Annotated in this window: 22 protein-coding genes; 17 read left to right on the top strand and 5 right to left on the bottom strand. The window is 43.8% G+C overall.

The window, feature by feature from the left end; genetic code table 11:
* The first annotated feature begins 63 nt into the window (after positions 1–63).
* A complete protein-coding gene (locus ASU00_RS00175; protein WP_057911436.1) occupies positions 64–501 on the top strand; it encodes a hypothetical protein in 438 nt (145 codons plus the stop codon).
* 183 nt (positions 502–684) lie between these two features.
* Here the strand turns inward: ASU00_RS00175 and ASU00_RS00180 are convergent, their stop codons facing one another.
* Positions 685–1,782, bottom strand: coding sequence for a M24 family metallopeptidase (locus ASU00_RS00180; RefSeq protein ID WP_057911437.1), 1,098 nt, complete (start codon positions 1,780–1,782; stop codon positions 685–687).
* A 121-nt stretch (positions 1,783–1,903) separates the two neighbouring features.
* Here ASU00_RS00180 and ASU00_RS00185 point away from each other — a divergent pair, with 121 nt between their 5' ends.
* From ASU00_RS00185 to ASU00_RS00195, 3 genes are all read left to right on the top strand, one after another.
* Complete coding sequence (locus tag ASU00_RS00185; protein WP_057911438.1) at positions 1,904–2,584, top strand: metal-dependent hydrolase; 681 nt, start codon at positions 1,904–1,906, stop codon at positions 2,582–2,584.
* Between the two features lie 742 nt (positions 2,585–3,326).
* A complete protein-coding gene (locus tag ASU00_RS00190) occupies positions 3,327–3,533 on the top strand; it encodes a hypothetical protein (protein ID WP_057911439.1) in 207 nt (68 codons plus the stop codon).
* 123 nt (positions 3,534–3,656) lie between these two features.
* Entirely contained in the window at positions 3,657–4,976 is a 1,320-nt protein-coding gene (locus tag ASU00_RS00195; protein ID WP_057911824.1) for a DRTGG domain-containing protein, read from the top strand.
* A gap of 33 nt (positions 4,977–5,009) precedes the next feature.
* Here ASU00_RS00195 and ASU00_RS00200 read toward each other — a convergent pair whose 3' ends face one another.
* Complete coding sequence (locus ASU00_RS00200; RefSeq protein WP_057911440.1) at positions 5,010–5,312, bottom strand: YtpI family protein; 303 nt, start codon at positions 5,310–5,312, stop codon at positions 5,010–5,012.
* Between the two features lie 169 nt (positions 5,313–5,481).
* On the opposite strand from ASU00_RS00200, the gene ASU00_RS00205 reads away from it, so the two are divergent.
* Complete coding sequence (locus tag ASU00_RS00205) at positions 5,482–6,420, top strand: DHH family phosphoesterase (protein WP_057911441.1); 939 nt, start codon at positions 5,482–5,484, stop codon at positions 6,418–6,420.
* Positions 6,421–6,493: 73 nt separating this feature from the next.
* Here the strand turns inward: ASU00_RS00205 and ytrI are convergent, their stop codons facing one another.
* Together ytrI and ytrH are read right to left on the bottom strand one after the other, a co-directional pair.
* Entirely contained in the window at positions 6,494–6,997 is a 504-nt protein-coding gene (ytrI, locus tag ASU00_RS00210; protein WP_057911442.1) for a sporulation membrane protein YtrI, read from the bottom strand.
* A complete protein-coding gene (ytrH, locus tag ASU00_RS00215; RefSeq protein ID WP_057911443.1) occupies positions 6,994–7,329 on the bottom strand; it encodes a sporulation membrane protein YtrH in 336 nt (111 codons plus the stop codon). The genes ytrI and ytrH overlap by 4 nt, the downstream gene beginning before the upstream one ends.
* A 182-nt stretch (positions 7,330–7,511) precedes the next feature.
* On the opposite strand from ytrH, the gene dnaE reads away from it, so the two are divergent.
* The 10 genes from dnaE to aceA all read left to right on the top strand — a co-directional run bounded on the left by dnaE (position 7,512) and on the right by aceA (position 22,131).
* Positions 7,512–10,871 carry a DNA polymerase III subunit alpha gene (gene dnaE, locus ASU00_RS00225; RefSeq protein WP_057911445.1) on the top strand — a complete coding sequence of 1,120 codons (3,360 nt, stop codon included), beginning with the start codon at positions 7,512–7,514 and terminating at the stop codon, positions 10,869–10,871.
* A gap of 114 nt (positions 10,872–10,985) precedes the next feature.
* Complete coding sequence (gene ystJ, locus ASU00_RS00230; protein ID WP_057911446.1) at positions 10,986–12,227, top strand: NADP-dependent malic enzyme; 1,242 nt, start codon at positions 10,986–10,988, stop codon at positions 12,225–12,227.
* Between the two features lie 5 nt (positions 12,228–12,232).
* Complete coding sequence (locus ASU00_RS00235) at positions 12,233–12,862, top strand: FadR/GntR family transcriptional regulator (RefSeq protein WP_082630089.1); 630 nt, start codon at positions 12,233–12,235, stop codon at positions 12,860–12,862.
* A gap of 90 nt (positions 12,863–12,952) precedes the next feature.
* The gene (gene accD / locus ASU00_RS00240; protein ID WP_057911447.1) at positions 12,953–13,816 is read left to right on the top strand and encodes an acetyl-CoA carboxylase, carboxyltransferase subunit beta; all 864 of its coding nucleotides are present in this window, start codon (positions 12,953–12,955) and stop codon (positions 13,814–13,816) included.
* Positions 13,813–14,799, top strand: coding sequence for an acetyl-CoA carboxylase carboxyl transferase subunit alpha (gene accA / locus ASU00_RS00245; protein ID WP_057911448.1), 987 nt, complete (start codon positions 13,813–13,815; stop codon positions 14,797–14,799). Before accD ends, accA begins: the two co-directional genes overlap by 4 nt.
* A 271-nt stretch (positions 14,800–15,070) precedes the next feature.
* Positions 15,071–16,030: a 6-phosphofructokinase gene (pfkA, locus tag ASU00_RS00250; protein WP_057911449.1), complete on the top strand. Its 960-nt coding sequence runs from the start codon at positions 15,071–15,073 to the stop codon at positions 16,028–16,030.
* Between the two features lie 133 nt (positions 16,031–16,163).
* The gene (gene pyk / locus ASU00_RS00255; RefSeq protein WP_057911450.1) at positions 16,164–17,924 is read left to right on the top strand and encodes a pyruvate kinase; all 1,761 of its coding nucleotides are present in this window, start codon (positions 16,164–16,166) and stop codon (positions 17,922–17,924) included.
* An 83-nt stretch (positions 17,925–18,007) separates the two neighbouring features.
* Entirely contained in the window at positions 18,008–18,400 is a 393-nt protein-coding gene (locus ASU00_RS00260; RefSeq protein ID WP_057911451.1) for an FxsA family protein, read from the top strand.
* A gap of 817 nt (positions 18,401–19,217) precedes the next feature.
* The gene (aceB, locus tag ASU00_RS00265; RefSeq protein WP_057911452.1) at positions 19,218–20,810 is read left to right on the top strand and encodes a malate synthase A; all 1,593 of its coding nucleotides are present in this window, start codon (positions 19,218–19,220) and stop codon (positions 20,808–20,810) included.
* Between the two features lie 37 nt (positions 20,811–20,847).
* Entirely contained in the window at positions 20,848–22,131 is a 1,284-nt protein-coding gene (gene aceA, locus ASU00_RS00270; RefSeq protein WP_057911453.1) for an isocitrate lyase, read from the top strand.
* 78 nt (positions 22,132–22,209) lie between these two features.
* On the opposite strand, the gene ytvI is transcribed toward aceA, so the two are convergent.
* Positions 22,210–23,337, bottom strand: a complete 1,128-nt coding sequence (gene ytvI / locus ASU00_RS00275; RefSeq protein ID WP_057911454.1) for a sporulation integral membrane protein YtvI — start codon at positions 23,335–23,337, stop codon at positions 22,210–22,212.
* Between the two features lie 180 nt (positions 23,338–23,517).
* Here ytvI and ASU00_RS00280 point away from each other — a divergent pair, with 180 nt between their 5' ends.
* A complete protein-coding gene (locus ASU00_RS00280; protein ID WP_057911455.1) occupies positions 23,518–23,979 on the top strand; it encodes a DUF441 domain-containing protein in 462 nt (153 codons plus the stop codon).
* Between the two features lie 535 nt (positions 23,980–24,514).
* A complete protein-coding gene (gene citZ, locus ASU00_RS00285) occupies positions 24,515–25,630 on the top strand; it encodes a citrate synthase (RefSeq protein WP_057911456.1) in 1,116 nt (371 codons plus the stop codon).
* Positions 25,631–25,638: the final 8 nt, after the last annotated feature.

The raw sequence follows: 25,638 nt of genomic DNA on the forward strand, positions 1-25,638 counted from the left end.
TATGGTGAAAAAATAAGTACATTCATTACATGGTAAATTTAGTACGAGAGGGGAGTTTTTTCATTGAGTGTTACAAGAATTGGAAACTACGCACTAGCTTTATACGTGCTTTTATATGCTTTGATCTATTTCGTTTACATTTTTTACATCAATTCTGTACATGCTTCGATCAGGTTAATGAGTATAACAGCAATGCTGCTTCCGTTTGTCCTTTTACTATTTTTTCAATGGATCTCATGGGAGTATAGCGATCAGGATAATAAAAGGAAAATCAAAAATAGATTTATAATCATAACGGGCTTTGGCTTTGTTCTTCTGTTAGGAATAAATGAATATGAATCAAGGTTCACCACTGAAGGATGGATAAATGATGATGAAGGCAGAGTGTACCTAGTAGATGACCTAATCAATGAACATGAATTGATAGGGAAGACAAAAGAAGAAGTGATCCCGCTTTTAGGGTCACCAACAGTAACGGAATATTTTAAAAGAGGAAGATAATGTTGTTTATTATCTCGGTGCCGAGAGGGGATTCATAAGGATAGATAGTGAATGGCTGGTCATTTCGTTTGACGGCAGTGATAAAGTCGTGAAGCACGGAATAAGGACCGATTAGTTATGAAGAATAAAAAGCAAAACCCCCCTCTCGACTGAGATTGGGGGTTCCAGAGGGTGGTCACCTCATCATTTTATGATTTGCAGACTCTTTGGATATTTGGTCAGAACTTCACAGCCTGTTTCGGTGATCAATAGATCATCCTCGATCCTGACGCCTGCAACATTTGGAACATAGATGCCTGGTTCGATCGTATAAACCATCCCGGATTGAAGTTTCAAGGAATTCGTTTCAGTCAAGGATGGATACTCATGGACGCTGATACCAAGGCCATGGCCAAGTCTGTGCGGGAAGAATTCACCATATCCTTTATCGCGGATGATGTTTCTGGCAATCAAGTCAACTTCCGAACAGGAAACGCCTGGTTTACTGGCGGTTACGGCAGCTTCCTGGGCTATGCGGACCGTTTCGTATATTTCTGCCTGCTTATCATTGATGTCACCGTAAGCGACGGTCCTGGTGATGTCAGAGCAGTACCCCTCGTGAACGACGCCTAAGTCAAAGAGGACAAGGTCGCCGCGCTGAACCTTCGTATTTCCTGGTGTACCATGAGGCGAGGCACCATTCTTTCCGGTTAGCACCATCGTGGAAAATGACATTTGGCTGACTCCGGCCTTTTTCAATTCATACTCAATCGCTGCAAGGATTTCCATTTCCGTTTTACCTTCATGGATTTCACTTACGCCCACTTCGATCGCGAAGTCGGCAAGTCGGCAGGCTTCGCGGATTTTGACCATTTCATCCTCTGACTTGATCATTCGCATCTTTTGAAGTTTTTCTTCTGCGGGAACGAGCTTTGGTGCTCCGAAGTGATGCTGGATGTGCTCGTAGCGTTCCACGTTCATATGCTCTTTTTCAATGGCCATTTTATTAATGGTCAGTCCACGGCTTACCACAGCTTGCTTAACTTTTTCCCATGGGTTTTCAATATCGGTATATCCGATGATTTCCCCATCCCATCCAGCATGCTTGGCATCCGGCACTTCCATTTGCGGACAAACCAGGAATGGGTCGGCATCTGCAAAAATGGCAAGTGCAAGCAGTCTTTCATGAGGGTCACTAAAGAATCCGCTTAAATAGAAGATGCTTTCAGTGGATGTAAGAAAAGCGGCTTCAACCTCATTGGTCTGTAGCCAATCTTGTAATTCTGTCAAACGTTCATTCATGACGTTACCTCCAATAATAAGATATAATTACCTTAGCAATATTTAAAAGCATAGTAAATGGGAAAGTCCTAAGAAAGCTTATTGATTGAAAATTAGTAGGTAGGAGAAGGGAGCATCATAAATGAAAGTATCTTTTCATGGACATGCAGTTGTAAAAGTCGAAACGAACGGCAAAACGATTTTATTCGATCCGTTCATTAATGGAAATTCATTAACCGATTTGAAGGTTGACGATATCAAACCTGATGTGATCATCATAACACATGGTCATAATGACCACATAGGTGACACGGTTGAACTGGCTAAGAAACATGATTCGCTCGTCATCGGTATTGCAGAGCTTGCCGACTACCTCGGTGCAAAAGGCGTTCGCACTCATGGAATGAGTATCGGTGGAGCTTATGAGTTCGAATTTGGAAAAGTGAAACTGACGCCTGCCTTTCATGGTACGGGCTTCAATGCAGGAGATGGACAAATCATCTATTTAGGGATGCCAGCTGGTGTGTTGCTTACGATAGAAGGCAAAACGATCTATCATGCCGGCGATACTTCGGTATATTCCGATATGAAATTGATTGGGGAGCGCCATCCGATTGACCTTGCCTTTTTACCGATCGGCGACAATTTCACGATGGGGCCTGAAGATGCGGCGCTTGCTGCAACATTCCTTCAAGCGAAACAGGTTGTGCCAATCCATTATAATACTTTCCCTGTCATCAAACAGGACCCCAATCGATTCATTGACCTGCTTGAAGAGGGAAATGGATTCATCATGGAACCCGGTGATGAAATAGAATTATAAAGAGAAGAGCGGCAGCCTTTAGTGGCTTCTGTTATACTGCAGACAAACTTGGTGATAATGGAGTTTGTCTGCAGTTTTTTTGTTTTGCTTGAATACTAAGATAGAATTGAGATTGCCTATAGTTTTGGAATTTGAACAATGAACGTTACGTTGCACTGCGGGCGCTTAGCTTTCCAGAGGCGGTCCGTGAGCCTCCTCGGCTTTCAGCCTGCGGTGTCTCAAGTTGACACGCATTTCTAAGCAGGAGTCTCGCACCCTCCGTTCCACTCCACTCTGTGTGAAAATAAAAAAGGAATCCCGATTTGGCGAGAAACGGTACAAAAGCACGATTTATATGAGAAAAGTCCTCAAATTTGAGGAAAAATCTAAATTCGCGAGTAAAAGCTGCAAAGCAAAAACTCGCGAGTAACTGTACCTTAGCCCGTTTCATTCACTGTACATTAAATCGAAGATAGCACTCAAATTTTCCACAGTTTTGAGGGTTTGTACCATGACCATTCGAATGCACTTTGCATAAAAGCGAAGTTAGAGTCCCATAGCTTTGTTCGTTAACTCCTCACCGGATTACCATCAGTTATTTCTCTCCCGAAGATTGCAGCTTTATCTTTGCTTCATTTCCTCCCAACTAGCTAGGGCATTCAAAGTTTTGTGTGATCGATTCATAGAATCAATACATAGTGGAGGTTTATGCAAGTAAATCTCGTTCATGGAGGTCAGTCTTTTTTCCTTTTGAAGGCATAAAATGAATGGATGGCAAATAAAGGGGGGGGAATTGGATGAAGCAGAGGTTGTTGTTGTGTTTGCTTTTATGCGGAGTGATGCTGTATTATGCCGTGCCGCGCTTGTCGTTGGAAAGCGGGGGTTTGGAGGGCTTGTTTGCTGGATGTTGGTTGTTGTTCGCATTGCTGGCGGTTGCCGGAAATTTGACGGGCATTCTGTATTCGCCTAAAAAGCACAAGTTGAAACGGCAGGTAGAATACAAACGGGTGCGCCAATATTAGTAGTTGTTTGATAAACTGGGCTCTTTGACCTTATAATGGGGAATAGGAATACCGTGAAAAGGGTGAAGCGCTTGGCTACAAAGCATGAACAAATATTAAAGCATATCGATGGGCTTCCGGTTGGCGAGAAGATTTCCGTCCGCCAAATTGCGAAAGCATTGAATGTTAGTGAAGGAACGGCGTACCGGGCCATTAAAGAGGCGGAGAATCAGGGCTATGTGAGCTCGATCGAGCGGGTAGGCACGATTCGTATAGAGAAAAAGAAAAAAGAGAATATTGAAAAACTCACTTTCGCTGAAGTCGTTAATATTGTGGACGGACAAGTTCTTGGTGGCAAAACGGGACTTCATAAGACATTGAATAAATTCGTCATCGGGGCAATGAAGCTGGATGCGATGATGAGATATACGGGCGCAGGAAATTTGCTGATCGTCGGGAACCGTACACAGGCCCATGAGCATGCGCTAAAAGCGGGGGCGGCGGTGCTGATTACGGGAGGCTTCGATACGGAGGATCCGGTTAAAAGGTTAGCCGATGAATTGGAAATGCCAGTCATTTCAACGAGCTACGATACCTTTACTGTCGCAACGATGATCAATCGGGCGATCTATGACCAATTGATCAAAAAGGAAATCTTGCTTGTGGAGGACATTTTGACGCCTGTTCAGGAAACGACCTTTTTGACGATCGGTGACAGGGTTCAGACGTGGCATGAGCTAAATCAGCAATCAGGGCATAGCCGTTTTCCTGTTGTTGATGACAATATGAAGGTCCAGGGAATGGTCACTTCAAAGGATATCATGGGTCAGGATGAATTGACGCTCATTGAAAAGGTGATGACGAAAAATCCGATGACGGTCGGAGATAAAACGAGTGTGGCCTCTTCTGCGCATATGATGGTTTGGGAAGGAATCGAATTGATCCCGGTCGTGAATGTCAGTCATATTCTCAAAGGAATCGTCAGCAGGCAGGATGTGCTGAAGGCACTGCAAATGAGCCAAAGGCAGCCACAGGTTGGCGAAACGATCGACGATACGATTACGAGTCAGCTTGTGATGACTTCGAACCGGGGTAAGGGTGAGGAAGTGTATAACTATGGCGTCACTCCGCAAATGACCAATTATCTTGGGACGATTTCAAGCGGTGTGTTCACGACATTGGTGACGGATTCAGCGAACCGGGCACTGAGAAGCTACAAACGAGGTGACTTGGTCGTGGAAAATATGACGATTTACTTCATCAAGCCAGTCCAGATCGACAGTACGCTTGAAATCCATCCTCGTGTCCTTGACGTCGGGCGTAAATTCGGAAAAGTGGATGTCGAAGTGTTTAACCAAGGTAAACTTGTCGGAAAGGCTATGTTGACCTGCCAACTGCTGGACAGGTCATGAAAAATCAAATCAAAAAGGATAATCGAATGTCGATTATCCTTTTTGATTTGCGGCTTCTTCAACTGCATATGGCAGGTAATATTTATACATTTTATAGCCTCCATAAACGCTGAACAGGCCGACTGAGATGAAAACGGCGGCGATGATATAAGTGGTGGTCGTGTGGAACAGAAAAAGCTGATTGATTCCAAATAGGGCGACAAATGCTCCTAAGGCAATGGAAGACTTTCCGGTAATCCACTTTTTCTCCATCGGCATCTTGGTTCGAACCGATTTGATTTTATAAAACAGATAGACCCCTAGTGATAGAACGATCAAGGTGACAAGGATAGGCATTGTTTGAAATTCCCCCAATTTAACATATGTACCTTTTTATTGTAGCGGGAAATGGCAGGGAATGCCACAGTAAACAAGTTGAGTCTTTCTATTTCTTCAATTTTTTGATTAAATGAAATATATCATCTTTAATTAGTAACTTTTAATATATATGTTGGGGGAGATTTATATGAAAGCTGAAATTTTGGCAGAAATAAAGCGATATGATACCATCATTCTCCATCGTCATGTCCGTCCGGACCCGGACGCCTATGGTTCACAAGGGGGGCTGGCGGAAATCCTGAAAGCATCTTTCCCTGAAAAACGAATATTCACGGTCGGTCAAGAAGAACCCTCATTGAATTACTTAAGAAGGCTCGATGTGATCTCGGATGAAACGTATCAAGGGGCTTTGGTGATCGTATGTGATACAGCAAATACGGACCGGATTTGTGATGCACGGTATAAGACAGGGGATAAGCTGATCAAGATCGATCATCATCCAAATGAAGATCCATATGGAGATATGAGGTGGGTCGATACATCAGCAAGCTCAACATGCGAAATGATATATGATTTTTACCTGTTTGGTAAAGATCAAGGGTTGAAGATGGGGGATGAAGCGGCACGACTTCTTTTTGCGGGCATCGTCGGCGACACAGGACGCTTCCTGTTCCAAAGCACGACTGAAAAGACATTTGACTATGCCGGTGAGTTGATCACCTATTCGTTTTCCCGTCCTCAGCTATACCAGGAAATGTATGATGTCAAGGAAAGCGTTGTCCGCTTGAATGGCTATGTGCTGCAGCATTTTGAAATCCTGCCATTTGGAACGGGTAAAATGATCATAACGAAGGAAATCCTTGAGAAATTCGATGCTTCGGCATCGGAGGCTTCACAGCTCGTTTCTGCGCTCGGCTCGATAAAAAATGTTAAGTCATGGGTCTTCTTCATTGAAGAAGATAAAGAAATCAGAGTCCGTTTCCGTTCTAAAGGGCCGATCATCAACACGATTGCCCGGAAATATAACGGCGGAGGCCATCCGCTTGCTGCTGGGGCTTCGATCCACTCCTGGGATGAGGTCGAGAACATCCTTGCTGATATGGAAGCGTTGAATCAAACGGTATAGTAAATAATAAAAGACCAAATCGTAAATGATTTGGTCTTTACATTTAGTGGATATTCACTTATTAAGTCAAGATTCACGAAGTAGTCCTTTTCAATTTGATGTCGATATTCATTTTCGTAAAAAACATGATTTCGACGACTTCAAGTTGGTAGCGCTTTTTATTGATGGTCACAATCTTATTTTCAATCGATTTTTTCAAAAGTATCTTTCCGTCATAAACACTGGCGACATCTTTGGCGAGAAGAGAGGAAAGGTCGTCCTCAATCAGATCCTCCGCTTCGGCAATACTCAGCCTATCTAGACTGTATTTTTCATTCGTAATCGTTACTTCCACTTCCTGAATCGTCAGGATTTCCTCGTTTTTCTGGTTCAATTTTTGATAATCTTTCTCCCAAATGGCGATTTTCTCATTTAAATCCTTGATTTTTTCACTTTGTTCGTGAAGCGTCCAAATCTGCTTCTCCTGCTGGACTCCATGCATATAAAAGAAAATCACCCAGCTGAGCAATCCGCCAAGGGCAGCTCCGGCAAAAAAACGCTGCCAGGTGGGTGCTCGATGATAAGGGGGAATCCTCATGATGAGATATGCTCCTGGGTGAACCAGTTGATGATCAGTGCTCCTGTTTGTGCTCCGCCAAGGGCAGATAGAATCAATAGAACCTGTTTGACGATATCCTTCGTTTCCCCGTGGAAAATACCGCGTTCAAAATTATAGACCATATCAAAAGTGCCTCCGATGGCCGCGACGATCGCCCAAATCCGGAGGCTGTCCGATAATCGGAAAACAGCCGTCATCGGGGCCTGTCCCGTGAAAAAAGCGGCGAGGCCTCCAATAATCGAGCCGCCGAGCAAAACGCCAAGCGATATGAAAAAGCTGTTGAGAAAGGCTGGAACAAAGGCTTCATTCATGTATCATCATCCTTTTTGGCTTGATATTCTTCTAGTCCAATTATATGGGGATTGCCGAGGTAATATGATACCCGGTGGAAATACGGTGGGAAATGGGATTGGAAATGAGAACATATTTTCTTTTTTTGAAATAAACACTATAATGAAAGAAACATGCCTTACAAAGGTGGGAGAATAAAAACGTGTATACTCATCTCCATATTCAGAGCGGATACAGCCTGCTGACAAGTACGGTGAAGATTACTGAACTTGTGGCCAAAGCGAAAGCGGATGGCTGTACAAGTCTTGCCTTAACCGATCGAAATGTCATGTACGGTTCAGTTTATTTTTATAAAGAGTGCAAGAGACAGGGCATAAAGCCGATTATCGGGATTCTTGCAGATGTCCTTGATGAACGGGAAGCTGCACATGGACTTCTTTTATTAGCGAAAAATCTCCAAGGATATCAGAATTTGCTTAAAATAAGCAGTGCCATAAAAACGAAATCACCTTCGGGCATCCCATTGAATTGGCTTAAAGGCTATTCCAAGGGGTTGATAGCTATCACACCTGGGGCCGAAGGACAAATAGAAACGCTGTTAAAGGAAGAAAGGCCAGAAGAAGCACAACAGGCGGCAAGGAGGTTTCAGCAGATTTTTGGTGCTGATAACTTTTATGCATCGATACAGAGATTGTCGATTGCAAATGAGCAGGAAGGAAACGAAGCCATAAGTTTACTTTCGAGAGAGTTAGGGATAAACGTCGTAGCGACGAATCCAGTCTATTATTTGAACGAAAGTGATGCACTCGCACAAGAAGTGTTGTTGGCGATTGGAAATGGTGACAAGTTGGCAGATGATACGCATACGGTGCTTGAATCCAAGCAATATTATTTGAAAAGCCGAACCGAGATGGCGGAGCTATTCCATGACAGGCCGGATGCACTCGAGAATACGCTCCTTATCGCCGGGCAATGCAATCTTGACATTCCGTTCCACCGTTCCCTGCTGCCTAAGTATCCTACTGAAGATGAAGTCACAGCAGAGGAAATGCTCGAAGCCGTTTGTTTCGAGGGATTGAAGAAGAAACTGCCCAATGCCCCGATTGAATATGAAGAGCGGCTTCGATATGAGTTGGATGTCATTACTAAGATGAAATTCAGCGATTACTTTTTAATCGTATGGGACTTCATGAAATTCGCAAAAGATCACCACATCCTGACAGGGCCTGGAAGAGGATCGGCCGCAGGTTCGATGGTCGCTTACGTGCTGTCGATAACGGATGTCGATCCAATCGAGCATGCCTTGCTGTTCGAGCGTTTCCTGAATCCGGAGAGAATCTCGATGCCCGATATCGATATTGATTTCCCTGATAACCGTCGTGAAGAGGTGATTGCTTATGTCGCGAAGAAATACGGGGAATTTCATGTAGCGCAAATCATTACGTTCGGCACATTAGCGGCCAAAGCTGCATTAAGGGACACAGGACGTGTTTTCGGCTTGAATACGAAGGAGCAGGAAGCGGTCTCGAAAATGATTCCAAATCGCCTTGGCATAACACTGCCTGAGGCCTTCAAGGAATCAAAAAAACTGCGTGAATTCGTTAATGAGAGCGAACTGCATCAATTGCTTTTTCAAACGGCGTTATTGCTTGAAGGATTGCCTCGCCATGCTTCGACACATGCGGCGGGTGTCGTCATCAGCGACCAGGCACTGACCGAACATATCCCGATCCAGGGAGGACATGATGGCATCCATCTGACGCAATATCCGATGGACCTTCTTGAAGAGCTTGGACTCCTTAAAATGGACTTCCTTGGACTTCGTAATTTGACGCTCATTGATAATATTTTAAAAAATATCCAAAAAGGAACCGGTAGAAAGCTTGATTTGTCACAAATCACCATGGATGATCCCGAGACCTTGGCGCTATTAGGAAGAGGCGAAACAACTGGAGTGTTTCAATTCGAATCGGATGGCATCAGGAAGGTTTTGATCAAGCTGAAGCCGAGTAGATTCGAAGATATCGTTGCCGTCAATGCCCTCTACCGTCCAGGTCCGATGGAAAACATACCATTGTTCATCGAGCGAAAGCATGGATTGGCACCAATCGATTATTTGCATGAGGATTTGCGGGATATTCTTGAACCTACATATGGCGTCATTGTCTATCAAGAACAAATCATGCAAATTGCCTCTCGCCTAGCCGGCTTTTCACTTGGAGAGGCTGACCTGCTCCGTCGGGCCGTCTCGAAGAAGAAAAAGGATGTGCTTGATCAGGAGCGGCAGCATTTTGTGAGCGGCGCGCTGCAGCAAGGATATTCGGAAAAAACCGCGGATGAAATATATACCTTGATCGTACGGTTCGCAAACTACGGTTTCAACCGCAGTCATGCTGTCGCCTACAGTGTCATTGCCTATCAGCTAGGTTACTTGAAAACCCACCACCCTGAATATTTCATGGCAGCCTTGATGACATCGGTAATCGGGAATGATGACAAGGTATTCCAATATATCCGAGAAGCAAAAAAGAAAGGGATAACGATCCTCGCTCCTTCGATTAACCAAAGCGGCTATCCGTTTTTGCCGGAAAAGGAAGGGATCCGTTTTAGCCTTGGTGCCATAAAAGGGATAGGCGGTACCGTTTTAAAGGAAATCTTTGCGGCAAGAAGGCAAAAAAGGTTCGAGGATTTATTCGATTTCTGTTTACGGGTATCGGGGAAAATCGTGAATAGAAAGGTGCTCGAGGCGCTTGTGAATTCAGGGGCACTGGATGAATTCGGAGAAGACCGGGCAACCTTGCTGGCAAGTTTGGACGTAGCGATCAGCCATACTGAATTGGTCAATCCGGGCGATGATCTGTTCGATATGTTTTCGGATGGCGAATTTTCACTTAAGCCCAAGTACAATAAGGTCGATCCAATTCCAATCGAAGATAAGCTGCTCTTGGAGAAAGGCGCATTGGGACTCTACCTATCGAATCATCCTGTCACCAGCTACAGGGAGCTTTTCCGATATTTCGGCTGTTTGAGCATAGACGAGGCGACCCATAAAAAGGAATCGAAAATCTTGCTCGGTGCCTATATTACGTCAATTAAAACGATAAGGACGAAGAAGGGCGATGTAATGGCGTTTTTGAGTGTAAGCGATGAAGATGGTGATATTGAAGCGGTCGCTTTCCCGAATGTGTATAAACAACATTCTGTGGAATTGAGCCAAGGGCAACTCGTCATGCTGCAAGGAACGCTGGAGGAACGGGACGGTAAAAACCAGCTCTTGATCAAAAACGTCTATTCACTCGAAAAAGTGAAGCAGATGAAGGAAGAGAAAAACGGAACGATTTTCCTTAAAATTGAAGCTGACAAGCAAACGAAGGAAACGCTGCAAAAAATAAAAAAAATTTTATTGCAGCACGGCGGCGAAACGAAGGTGATGCTTTTTTATGAAAGGGAAAACCGCTATGTACAGCTATCTTATTGGGATTGGGTCAATCCTACGGAAAGTTTGATGCAGTCATTAATTGACATGGTTGGAAAAGGGAATGTGGTTTACAAGAAAGAATAACTATTTTATAACTTTAATAGGTATGTTATATTGAAAACAGGCCGCTGTGGTCTGACCACTAGATTTCAGCATATAATATCAGGTTTTTACCCAATTCGTTTTAGGAGTGAAAATATGTCATTAAGAGAAGAAGCTTTACATATGCATCGCTTGCATCAAGGAAAACTAGAAACAGTTTCTAAAGTGCCGGTTAGGAATGCGGTAGATTTGAGCCTCGCTTACTCTCCTGGAGTTGCAGAACCTTGTAAAGAAATATACGACAAGCCAGAAACCGTACATGACTACACGATGAAAGGGAATACTGTCGCCGTGATTTCCGATGGGACGGCTGTGCTGGGGCTTGGAAACATTGGTCCTGAAGCCGCTTTACCGGTTATGGAAGGTAAAGCCGTGTTATTTAAAAGCTTTGCAGGAGTGGACGCTTTTCCGATTTGTTTAAAAACGACGGATGTGGATAAAATTGTAGAGACCGTTAAATTACTCGAGCCGACATTCGGGGGAGTGAATTTAGAGGACATTGCCGCACCGAATTGCTTTGAAATTGAAGAACGACTTAAGAAAGAAATGAATATCCCTGTTTTTCATGATGATCAGCACGGTACAGCGATTGTAACCGTAGCAGGTCTTGTAAATGCTTTACGCCTTGTTGATAAATCGATTTCAGAAATTAAAGTAGTGGCGAATGGGGCCGGCGCTGCTGGCATCGCCATCATTAAATTGCTTTATAGCTATGGAGTTCGCGACATCATTATGTGTGACACGAAGGGTGCCATTTATGAAGGCCGTACGACAGGCATGAATGATATTAAAGAACAAGTGGCGAAAGTGACCAATCGAAATAAGGTTTCAGGACCTTTGGAAGCGGTCATCCAAAACGCGGATGTGTTTATAGGTGTTTCTGCCGCAGGTGCGTTGACTAAAGAAATGGTTTCAGCAATGAACCGGGATGCGATCATTTTCGCGATGGCCAATCCGGATCCGGAAATCATGCCTGAGGATGCGAAAGCTGCGGGTGCAAGAGTGGTTGGTACAGGTCGTTCGGATTTCCCGAATCAGGTCAATAACGTTCTTGCCTTCCCAGGGATTTTCCGTGGGGCATTGGATGTACGTGCGACTCATATCAATGAAAAAATGAAGGTTGCTGCAGTAAAAGCCATTGCCGGTTTAATACAGGAACATGAGTTGAACGAAGACTACGTTATCCCTGCTCCATTTGATGAGAGGGTAGCACCTGCCGTTGCGGCTGCTGTTGCAAAAGCAGCGATGGAAACGGGAGTAGCTAGAATTCATGTCGATCCTGAGATAATTAAAGAAAAAACAAGGAAATTAGCGATTATTGGAAAAAGTGAGGAATAATTAATTTGAAAGATCGTACTTCTTCATCCAAAATTTATCTCGATGTCGTTGAGAGCCTACGCAGCATGATTGAAGCGGACAGTCTCTTGCCGGGGGATAAGATCCCTTCGGAAAGGGAGCTGTCGGATCGTTTGAATGTCGGTCGTTCCTCAGTCCGTGAGGCATTGCGTGCCTTGGAGCTATTAGGATTGATAGAAACGAGGCGTGGTGAAGGGACGTTTATCAGGGATTTCCAGGAGCATAAGCTAGTAGAGCTTCTGGGAACCTTTTTTTTGCAAGACAAAAAGGTACAACAAGACTTGGCTGAGACGAAAAGGTTAATTGAAATTGACTGTTTAAGGATCGTCGCTTTTTTCGCAAAGGCTGAAGATATCAAACGACTAGTGGGCTGGGTCAAAGCTGAGGAGTTTCGTGATGACGATTTCTTCTTAAGAATAGCGATATTGAATCGAAATCGATTACTTGAGAGAATTTGGCGTATTGTCAACAGCTATGCTAGAACATCAGAGATGGTCCAAGGGAATGTGAAAAAAGAAGATTATCTGACACTTCTTACATATTTGCTCGAACGGGATGAAGAAAAAGCTATCGAAACGTATCTTATTAGAATTAGGAATATGTCGAAGGACGAGTGACACCTTTTTACACGATACTAATTTTATTTCTGATATAGTTTGTACCAAGTATCATAAAATGGATAATTGGTGGTAAAGGGAGGATTAAGCTTGCTTAAAGAGCTATTTGCGAAATCTAAGAAGAAATATGCAACGGTTCCTTTAGATCGGGAGAAACAAGATGTACCAGAAGGAATTATGACAAAATGCCCAGGCTGTAAAAAAATCATGTATACAAAAGAGTTATTGAAAAACAAGAAAGTCTGCCTACATTGCGGGTTCCATCATTCGATGTCTTCACATGAACGTATCGAATGTTTATTTGATTCCGGCAGTTTCAAGGAATTCGATAAAGAAATGATTTCCGTCAATCCACTTGAATTTCCGGATTACTTGGATAAATTGGAGAAAGATAAAAAGAAAGCCAAAATTAACGAAGCCGTCGTTACGGGATTAGGGAGCATCAATGGATACCAAGTTTCGACAGCCATCATGGATTCCAATTTCCGGATGGGAAGCATGGGCTCGGTTGTTGGTGAAAAAATCACCCGTGCCATTGAACGGGCAGGTGAATTGAAGATCCCGTTCATCATCTTTACAGCATCAGGCGGTGCCCGGATGCAAGAAGGCGTACTGAGCTTGATGCAGATGGCCAAGACAAGTGCTGCCCTCAAGATGTTCAGCAATGAAGGTGGTTTGATCGTTTCGATGATGACCCATCCGACAACGGGTGGGGTTTCGGCAAGCTTCGCGTCACTTGGTGATATTAACCTTGCCGAACCTGGGGCCTTGATTGGCTTTGCGGGACGAAGGATCATTGAACAGACGATTCATGAAGAGCTTCCTGAAGACTTCCAAACCGCTGAATTTTTAATGAAGCACGGTCAATTGGATGCTGTCGTTAAGCGTACCGAATTGAAAGAAACCTTGACGACGATCCTTAAAATTCATGCCCCGGGTGGTGAATGGTCATGATTTATGAGTTAGAGTTCGAGCGTCCAATTACGGACCTGAGAAATAAAATTAAAGAACTGAAGACCATTACGAAAGATGCTGATGTTGATCTTACGGTAGAAATCGCAACGTTGGAAAACCGTTTGGAAAAGCTGGAAGTGGATATTTATGACCATTTAAAACCGTGGGATCGAGTGCAGATTGCCCGGCATCCAGCCCGCCCTACTACGCTTGATTACATCCCGTTATTATTCAATGACTTCATCGAGTTTCATGGAGATCGTTATTATGGTGATGATGAGGCGATTGTGGCTGGCATCGCACAGTTCAATGGACGGGCCGTGACCGTCATCGGCCATCAACGCGGCAAGGATACGAAGGAAAATATCCGTCGTAACTTCGGCATGCCTCATCCAGAAGGCTACCGGAAAGCGCTGCGTTTGATGAAGCAGGCGGAAAAATTCAATCGCCCGATCATTTGCTTTATCGATACGAAGGGAGCTTTCCCTGGTAAAGCTGCTGAAGAACGCGGCCAGAGTGAAGCCATTGCCAAAAATCTTTTTGAAATGGCCGGGCTGAAAGTGCCGATCATAAGCATTGTCATCGGTGAAGGTGGAAGTGGCGGTGCCTTGGCACTCGGAGTTGGCGATCGGATTTTCATGCTTGAGAATTCAACATACTCTGTCATTTCTCCAGAAGGGGCGGCTGCGCTATTATGGAAGGATGCCTCCCAAGCTAAAAGAGCTGCTGAAACGATGAAGATTACGGCTCCTGACTTGAATCGTTTGGGGGTCATCGATGAAATCATCCCGGAAGTAAAAGGCGGAGCCCACCGGAATGCAAATGCACAGGCAGAAGCGATCAAGGAAATCTTGAAACGCTCATTTAATGAGCTTCTTCCTTTGAATGGTGAGGATCTCATCAACCAGCGTTACATGAAATTCAAGAAAATCGGTGAATATGAATTTGCAAACCAACCTAAGGAAGCCAAACAGCATTCATAAACACTGTGCAAAGGAAAAACGTGCTGCCTAGGGCATCACGTTTTTTCAGCCTTTCTTATGGAGCAAGAGCATTCGTTACCGAAACCGTTAAAGCGTCAGAATGTAAACATTCGTGTCATTTTACTTCAATTTCTGAACAAAATCGGTTAGTCTTATAACATCAAGTAAGTATAAGTAAAATAGTTTCTGCTTATTGAAGCTTGAAAAAGGGTACAATGGTATTATAAATAAAGGCTTAAATTTGATTAGTGCTGTAGAGAGGTGACATGTAATGAAAAGAATAGGTGTATTGACAAGCGGAGGAGACTCTCCAGGTATGAATGCGGCAGTTCGAGCGGTTGTCCGGAAAGCCATTTTTCATGAATTGGAGGTCTTTGGGATTTATCATGGCTATCAAGGCTTGATAAGTGGCGATATAAGGAAACTGGAACTTGGATCTGTCGGTGATATCATTCATCGCGGGGGTACGATGCTACATACGGCTCGTTGTCTTGAATTCAAGACAGAGGAGGGCCAGCTAAAAGGAATCGAACAATTGAAAAAGTATGGCATTGAGGGCCTTGTCATAATAGGTGGCGATGGTTCTTACATGGGAGCCAAGGCTCTGACTGAAAGGGGCTTTCCTTGTATAGGGGTTCCTGGAACGATTGATAATGACATACCAGGGACAGACTTTACGATCGGTTTCGATACGGCTTTGAATACAGTCATCGATGCCATCGATAAAATTCGCGATACGGCGACTTCTCATGAACGGACTTATGTAGTTGAAGTAATGGGAAGAAATGCAGGGGATATTGCGCTTTGGGCCGGACTGGCTGGCGGAGCGGAAACGATTCTTTGCCCTGAGTATGATTACGATATCGAAGAGCTGATCGGGAAGTTGAATCGCGGGCATGACCGTGGTAAAAAGCATAGTATCATCATTGTTGCCGAAGGTGTGGGAAGTGCTGTCGATGTTTCGAGGAAAATCGAGTCGAAGGCAGGAATTGAAACACGTGTGACGGTACTTGGTCATGTACAGCGCGGCGGATCTCCTTCCGCCAACGACCGGGTTTTGGCAAGCCGACTTGGCGCTAGAGCTGTCGAATTGCTTCTGGAGGGCGCAGGAGGCAGGGCTGTTGGGATTGAACAGAATCGACTTGTCGACCATGATATCATCGAGGTCCTGGGAAAACAGCATACAATTGACAAGAAAATGTATGACTTATCTTCGGAGCTATCCATCTAAGTCATCACAATTGCCCAATGATCAGTATATACGCTTACGAAAATATGCAGGTTTTAAAAGTTGAGACAAAATACACTACGCCCCTGCCTCCACAAGGGACAGGCGGCGAGTTTTCCTTAAAGGAGGATTTACCATGCGCAAAACGAAGATTGTTTGTACGATCGGCCCCGCAAGCGAAAGTATCGAAAAGCTGGTTCAATTAATAGAAGCGGGGATGAATGTAGCTCGGCTTAACTTTTCTCATGGCAATCATGAAGAACATGCCGCTAGAATCCGCAATATTAGGGAGGCTAGCGAAAAATCCGGGAAACAGGTTGCAATCCTGCTGGATACAAAAGGACCTGAAATACGCACCAATAACATGGAGAACGATTCCATGGAGCTGGTGGCCGGTAATGAAGTCGTCATTTCCATGAATGAAGTGCTTGGAACACCAGAGAAATTCTCGATTACCTATGAAGGGCTTCTTCATGATGTTCATGCTGGGTCGAAAATCCTTTTGGATGATGGATTGATCGGTCTTGAAGTATTGAAAATTGATGAATTAAGTAAAGAAATTCATACGAAAATATTGAATAGCGGGACACTGAAAAACAAAAAGGGTGTCAATGTACCGGGTGTTTCGGTCAATCTGCCAGGTATTACAGAGAAAGACGAACAGGATATCCTATTTGGAATTGAACAGGGTATCGATTTTGTTGCGGCATCATTTGTACGCAGAGCCTCTGACGTGCTCGAAGTGCGTGAATTACTGCAACAAAATGGAGCGGAGCATATTCAAATCATTCCAAAAATTGAAAATCAAGAAGGGGTAGACCGTCTTGACGAAATCCTCGAGGTTTCAGATGGCTTGATGGTTGCTCGTGGAGATCTTGGCGTGGAGATTCCTGCAGAAGAAGTGCCGCTAGTCCAAAAGCAAATGATTAAAAAGTGTAACAACGCTGGAAAACCGGTCATAACGGCTACACAAATGCTCGATTCAATGCAGCGTAACCCAAGGCCGACCCGTGCTGAAGCTAGTGACGTTGCCAACGCCATCTTTGATGGAACGGATGCGATCATGCTTTCAGGAGAAACAGCTGCTGGAACCTATCCAGTAGAAGCGGTGCAAACGATGCATAACATTGCATCACGTGCTGAATCTGCACTCAATTATCGGGATATATTATCAATTAGAAGTAAGGTGAGCCGTCATAATGTCACGGATGCCATCGGTCAGTCGGTTGCTCATACGGCACTTAATCTTAATGCGGGAGCGATCATCACCCCTACCGAAAGCGGTCATACGGCCAGGATGATTTCTAAATATCGTCCGAAAGCACCGATCATTGCGGTAACATCCAATGATCATGTTTCCAGAAGCCTTGCGTTAGCTTGGGGAGTTTATCCGCAAATTGGTCCAAAGGCGACGACAACGGATGAAATGCTGCAAACGGCAATCGATGAGAGCCTGCATTCCGGTTTAGTGTCCCATGGAGACTTAGTGGTCATAACAGCTGGTGTCCCTGTTGGGGAAACAGGAACGACTAACTTGATGAAGATTCATGTGTTAGGAGAGGTTCTTCTGAAGGCGCAAGGAATCGGCAGGAAATCTGCAAAAGGTCAAGTGATCACAGCGAAGAATGCCAAGGAAGCTTTGGAAAAAGTGACGGAAGGTTCTGTCTTGGTCACTATCGGCTCCGATCGCGATATGATGCCAGCCATTGAAAAATGTGCGGCATTGATTACCGAAGAAGGCGGATTGACAAGTCATGCAGCCGTAGTAGGTGTCACATTGGGCATTCCGGTCATCGTTGGAGCGGAAAACGCGACCAAAATCTTCAAGGATGGACAAAGAGTAACCGTCGATGCAGGTCGTGGCGTCATTTATGATGGTCATGCCAACGTTTTATAGAAGCGGATTTTTGGCTCATTCCGTGCCAATGAGGTAAGATAGGTGTCCCCGTACCAGAACTGGGCTGTGCAGGAGGAAAGTAAATGAGATATTTTTTATTGTTTATCATTGCGATGCCGGTCGTTGAAATTATTGTCTTATTGCTGTCAGGCAAGGTGATTGGCTTTTGGCCTACCTTGTTCCTGATTATAGCTACTGGTTTAATCGGAGCCTATCTGGCTAAAAAGCAAGGGATGGAAACGTGGAGAAAGGCACAGGAACAGATTCGTTATGGAATGATGCCGGGAAATGAAATCATTGATGGGATTTGTATTTTTATCGGAGCTGCTTTGCTGCTGTCCCCAGGTCTCATCTCGGATATCATCGGATTGATCCTTGTGTTTCCGCCAACCCGGAATCTCCTCAAACCGATTGTGATCCGGTTTCTCATGAACAGGATGAACAAAGGAAAAGTCACCATCATCAGGCATAAATAATATAAGGCTGTCTAAAGGCTCACGCTTTTAGACAGCCTTTTTATTTTGGGGAAATAAGGTGAAGTTTCTCCAGTATGTCAGTTTGTGGACAAAAGTGATTTAGAATTTCCACCTATAGTAAGAGATTTAAGTCGTATCTGCGGCTTCTGTTGCTCTAACTTTCTTTCTCAACCGGATGTTCAATAAGTGGCTCTAAGATTTGACTGTCATGTGTATCTCCAGTTGTTACAATCGTTGTCAATACAGAACCGTTGCCCTATTGCAGCGTTATTTAAACTGTTTTGTTCGTTCTTCATTTACATAGTAGTCATTCTCGTAAACAGTCGTACTTTAATTCAGAAAATGAAAGAGAAATCACCGGCAGCCTCTACTTTCGAACCAAGTGGCTTAGAAATCAGTTAAGTTAAAAGTAATCATGGTCATGTCCGTTTAATAAAATCTAAAACAAATTAGAATTTAGGGGAAAAATGCAATCTAAAAGTTGAAATCAGTACAACCCATAAAAAATGTAGACAAACTCACTTTTCAACTATAGTGTCTACATTTTGGCATCCCGAAGTTTCTGCAATTGTATTTTTATTCCACGAGATGTATCGTGCTCTGTTTCACCACCAAAGAATCAAATACGACTGGCAATGATGGAAAAATGACTAGTGAAAACGTTGATTTTACAGCCTTTTTTTACCTTGTTCTCATTTTTCTGAATTTTTTAGAAAAAACTGGTGACAAATTTATACAACGTGTTATATAATACAAACAGGAAATGAAACACCTGTATTATAACATAAGGGGATTGGAAAGGAAGTGGAGAGGCTACATGATTACGGAAGCAAAAGGCTTACAAATAATAGGCAACATTAAGCCGGAATATGAGCAAATACTTACGGCGGAAGCTCTTCAATTCATTGAAAGAATGGAGCGGCATTTCAGTGAAAGAAGAAAGGGACTTTTAGAACGTCGCAATATCGTTCAAGAAGACTTGAATCAAGGCTGGCTGCCTGATTTCCTTGAAGAAACGAAGCAAATTCGTGAAAGTGATTGGACCGTTGCCCCGCTCCCGCATGACCTGCAAGACCGCAGGGTTGAAATTACCGGGCCGGTCGATCGGAAGATGATCATTAATGCCATGAACTCGGGTGCCAATGTGTTTATGGCTGATTTTGAAGACGCCAACTCACCTACTTGGGACAACTGCATGGAGGGCCAGCTGAATTTGCGCGATGCCATCAGAGGTACGATTTCATTCGAAAACCCAAATGGGAAAGTATACGAATTAAAGGGAAAAACAGCTGTACTGAAAATAAGGCCCCGCGGGTGGCATTTAGAAGAAAAACATGTCCTTTTGGATGGACAGCCAATATCAGCCAGCATATTCGACTTTGGTTTATACTTCTACCACAACGCAAAGGCATTAATAGAAAAACGAAGCGGCCCATATTTCTACCTGCCGAAAATGGAAAGCCATCTGGAAGCAAGACTATGGAATGATATATTCGTATATGCTCAGAACGATTTGAGAATCCCGCAAGGAACCATCAAGGCAACGGTATTGATAGAAACGATTCTTGCCGCATTTGAAATGGACGAAATTCTGTACGAGCTGAAGGAACATTCGGCAGGCCTGAACTGTGGCCGCTGGGATTATATATTTAGTTTCCTGAAAAAATTCCGTAATTCGGATGATGTCATTTTCCCTGATCGCTTGCAGGTCACGATGACTGTACCGAACATGAGGGCATATTCCTTATTGGCAATTAAAACATGCCACACTCGAAATGCTCCGGCAATCGGGGGAATGGCCGCACAAATCCCGGTGAAAAATGATCCGGTCAAGAATGATGAGGCTTTTGCAAAAGTCCGGGCCGATAAGGAGCGTGAGGCAAGGGACGGGCATGATGGAACATGGGTGGCACATCCAGGTATGGTAAGTGCGGCTAAAGAGGTGTTTGACCTGCTTGTTCCAAAACCGAATCAAATTTACCGAAAACGTGAAGATGTACATGTAACAGCCAAAGAGTTGCTTCAAGTACCCGAAGGAACGATCACTGAAGCAGGATTGAGGACGAACATTAACGTCGGCATCCAATATATTGCTTCTTGGTTAAGCGGTAGAGGGGCTGCACCGATTAATAACTTAATGGAAGATGCAGCAACGGCCGAAATTTCAAGAGCTCAAGTTTGGCAATGGATCCGTCATCCAAAAGGGATTCTCGATGATGGCAGGAAAATAGACAAGGCGTTATTCCATCAAATCAAAGCGGAAGAAGTGGCTGCGATTAAATTGGAGGTAGGGGAAGAAGCCTTCAAAACAGGAAAGTTCGCAGAGTCTACTAAACTATTTGAAGAATTGATCGAAAGAGATGAGTTTGCTGATTTCTTAACCAATCCGGCATACGAACAATTATCATAATATTAAAAATAATGATATAAAACAGGAGGAAATGACAATGAAAAATGAAAGAGTGCAACAATTACAACAAAGCTGGGAAAACGACTCACGGTGGACAGGAATCAAGCGTCCTTATACGGCTGAAGAGGTAATTAAATTAAGAGGTTCGATCGATATCGAGCAAACATTGGCGCGCCGCGGTTCTGAAAAACTATGGAACTTATTGCATACTGAGGATTTCATCAATGCATTGGGAGCATTGACCGGCAACCAAGCGATGCAACAGGTGAAGGCCGGTTTAAAAGCGATCTACCTAAGTGGCTGGCAAGTGGCAGCCGATGCTAACATTGCAGGACAAATGTACCCGGACCAAAGTTTATATCCAGCCAACTCCGTGCCGCAAGTGGTTAAACGCATTAATCAGACCCTTCAGCGTGCAGACCAAATCAGCTTTGCCGAAGGAAAAGATGATATCGATTGGTTCGCTCCAATCGTAGCGGATGCTGAGGCTGGATTTGGAGGCTCCCTTAATGTTTTTGAATTAATGAAAGGGATGATTGAAGCAGGAGCGGCTGGCGTTCACTTTGAAGATCAACTTTCCTCCGAGAAAAAATGCGGACACTTAGGCGGCAAGGTTCTGCTTCCGACCCAAACGGCCGTGCGTAATTTGGTTTCCGCCCGATTGGCAGCGGACGTAATGGGGACACCAACGATCTTAATTGCCCGTACGGATGCAGATGCTGCAGATTTGATCACCGACGATATCGATCCGGTGGATGCGCCTTTCATCACAGGTGAAAGAACTCCAGAAGGGTTCTACCGTACCAACGCAGGCCTGGACCAAGCGATTGCACGCGGCTTGGCGTATGCACCATATGCCGACCTGATCTGGTGCGAGACTTCTGAACCTAATCTAGCGGATGCCCGCCGCTTTGCAGAAGCGATTCATGCAGAATTCCCAGGGAAACTGCTTGCTTACAATTGTTCACCATCATTTAACTGGAAAGCGAAATTAAGCGACGAAGAAATTGCCAGCTACCAAGTCGAATTGGGTAAACTGGGCTATAAGTTCCAATTCGTCACTCTTGCAGGCTTCCATTCATTGAATCATAGCATGTTCAATCTTGCTCTCGGTTATAAAGAGCGTGGAATGGCTGCATACTCTGAATTGCAACAAGCTGAGTTCGCCAGTGAAGCTGAAGGCTATACGGCAACACGTCATCAACGGGAAGTGGGAACCGGTTATTTCGATGAAGTGGCACAAGTCGTTTCAGGTGGAACCTCATCCACGACAGCACTAGCGGGTTCTACGGAAGCAGAGCAATTCGAGACCTCGAAATAAGCTTGACATAAAAAATCCGCCTCCATCCGAGGCGGATTTTTATATGGTCTTTAGGAGAATGTTATCATATTATTGGTGTTATGTGGTTTTTTTTGTATCCGCACCGATGATGAAGGTCCAGATGGCTTTGAAGACATGGGCGCGTTGAAGTGTATTGAATATCACGAGTACGACGGGTCCTGCTATAAGCCCTAGGAATCCAATCAACTTGAATCCGATGAACAGGGCGATGAGAGTGGCAAGCGGATCGAGACCGATACTGGAAGAGAGAACCTTTGGCTCTATTAATTGACGCTGGACGACAACGATTATGTAAAGCACGGACAAACCGATAGCGAGACTCGAATTTCCAGCGATGAACTCAAAGATGATCCACGGAATGAAGATCGTGCCAGTCCCTAAATACGGAATGATATCGACCAAGCCGCATATTAGGGCAATCGTAATCGAATAGTTCACCCCTAAAATGAGAAACCCAATCAAAATCGTAACAGTCGTCAATGAAACAAGCGTGAATTGTGCCCGGATAAAGCCGAACAAGGCCCGTTTTAAATCCCTGAATAAACGCTTGGCACCCGCAAAAATCTTATCAGGCAACACACGTCCGGTCATTCTGCCAAAGGTATCCCAATCCTTGCTGATGAAGAAAGTACCAAGCAAAGTAAAAAGGAGAGCTGTTGCCGTGGTTGGGAACCAGCCGATGATTGTGGGAATGTTCTTCAAGAAAGTTTGAATGAAGCCGCTTACTCCTGTAGTGATGGTTTCGCCGATATTTTGGATATTCTTGAGGACGGTGTCCTGCTGTCCGGTATCCAAATTATTGAACATGGAAGCGATTTGTTTATATAAAGGGATGATGGTGGTGGCGATGTAAGACTCTATATAGTCGACGATCGTTTCGATGTGTTCAGGTATGACTCCTGCCAGGTAATTGGTACCTGATATGATTTCGGTGATCAGTAAGGTGATGAGCCCCGCAAATGAAAGAAAAATGAGCAAGAGGGAAATGAATACGGCAAACCCCCTTGGTAGCCTGCCTTTCTTTTCGAAGAAAGTGACAAGTGGGTTCATCAAGAATGCGATAACCATGGCAATGATGAATGGATAGGTATATTTAGATAAATAAAACAAGGCAATCCCACCTAAAATTACTCCGCCGATGACGAGTAAAAAACGAATGAAGCGATACATATAAACTGGATTCAAGACATATCCTCCTTCTATTATAAAGTTTGTATTATAATTGTAACGAGAATGGAAATGAAAGGAAAGATTCTTTCTTCATTCCCTTTAACTTTTTCCGTCAATCGAGCGCTCAATAAATCAGGAAAGAGAATTGTTTGTTATGTTAAAATAATGAAAAACTAGATTGGAGTCGAAGGAATAATGGTATACGGACCTATCGCATTTTTAGTATTACTTGCAGCAATTGGCTGGTTCGGAAAAAACACGTCGCTAATCATGGCTGCTGGTTTTCTTCTTATCATGAAAGTGGTCGGTCTCGATGCAAAGGTTTTCCCCTACCTGGAGGCGAAAGGAATCAATTTGGGAGTGACGATCATCACCATTTCCGTTCTGATACCGATAGCTAACGGGACAATTGGGTTCAAGGAACTCGGAGATGCGGTTAAATCTCCTTATGCCTGGATCGCGCTAGCTTCCGGAATAGCGGTTGCGCTCATAGCGAAAAATGGAATAACACTTTTGTCACATGATCCGCACATTACCACGGCCCTTGTTTTTGGGACGATTCTTGCGGTCGCCTTATTCAAGGGCGTGGCTGTCGGTCCGTTAATCGGGGCGGGCATCGCTTATTTATGCATGCAGATCTTCAATTTTTTTAAATGAAGGGTTTGTAAAGGGTAGAAGAATTCGAACGTTTTGAAAATGGAAATATGCTATTTAATGTTTCATTTATTCTGCCTTGCAGCAAATTTCTAAAAAAACGTCTCGATCCAGCTTTAAAAATGCAAGAGAATATGTAGCTAATTCTTCTGATAAAATAATAATTTTTTCACATTTTAAGTGCTTTTCATTCCCAAAAAAGTGTTTATTGTTTATAATAATGATGTAACTGCTCTGGATTATTAAAATTGAGATTCAGAATATCAATGATATTTATGAGGAATCTTAAAAAAGATGTAGTTATTGAGCAAGCGCTCACTAGGAATAGCTACAAGCATTAAATTTTTAGATCTTGTCTTAAGGTTTAGCGTACATTTTAATTATGGGGGTTTTTTTCTGTGAACGCTTCCAACTTAAGATGTATGTCTTCTGCTAAAAAATAGATGGTTGTAATCAATAGCTAATCTCTTGGAAGCGCTATATTTATACGCAATGAGCAAGGACATAGGGGAATATTCAGGAAAAGGAGAGATTTAGTATGACAGCAACAAAAGGTCTTGAAGGTGTGGTAGCAACAACTTCATCAGTAAGCTCCATCATCGATGATACATTAACGTATGTAGGTTATGACATCGACGATTTGGCTGTAAATGCAACGTTCGAAGAAGTAATCTATCTATTATGGCATGGAGCTCTTCCAACCAAAAGCCAATTAGAAGAATTAACTAAACAGCTTGCTGAAAATGCTGATATTCCAGCTGAAGTGGTCAATCATTTCAATACTTACCCAATCGATAAAGTGCACCCAATGGGAGCCCTTCGCACAGCCGTTTCCCTACTTGGTCTATATGATGAAGAGGCAGACGTCATGAGTGAAGATGCTAACTACCGTAAAGCCATCCGCATCCAAGCTAAAATCCCTACTTTGGTAACAACTTTCGCTCGTATCCGTCAAGGAAAAGAATCGATTGCACCTCGTACAGATTTAAGCTTTGCTGCTAACTTCTTATACATGTTAAGCGGTAATGAACCAACGGCAATTGAAGAAGAAGCATTCAACAAAGCATTGGTCCTTCATGCTGACCATGAATTGAACGCCTCTACATTCACAGCACGCGTTTGTGTGGCTACATTATCCGATATCTATTCTGGCGTTACTTCTGCCCTTGGCGCCTTGAAAGGCCCACTTCACGGCGGAGCTAACGAACAAGTCATGAAAATGCTTACGGAAATTGGTTCCGTTGAAAACGTTGAGCCTTACATCAACGAAAAATTAGCCAATAAAGAAAAAATCATGGGCTTTGGCCACCGTGTATACCGTAAAGGCGATCCACGTGCCAAGCACCTTAAAGAAATGTCCCAAAAATTGACGGAGCTTACTGGACAGCCTCAATATTATGATATGTCCATTAAAATCAATGACATCGTAACTGGTCAAAAAAATCTTCCGCCAAACGTGGATTTCTATTCTGCTTCGGTATACCACAGTTTAGGTATCGAGCACGACCTATTCACACCAATCTTTGCTGTAAGCCGTGCTTCAGGCTGGATTGCTCATATCCTTGAGCAATATTCAAACAACCGTTTGATCCGTCCGCGTGCAGATTATGTTGGACCAGGTATGCAAAAATACGTACCAATCGAAAAACGCTAATTAAAAGT

The sequence above is a fragment of the Peribacillus muralis genome (assembly GCF_001439925.1).
Taxonomy (GTDB): domain Bacteria; phylum Bacillota; class Bacilli; order Bacillales; family DSM-1321; genus Peribacillus; species Peribacillus muralis.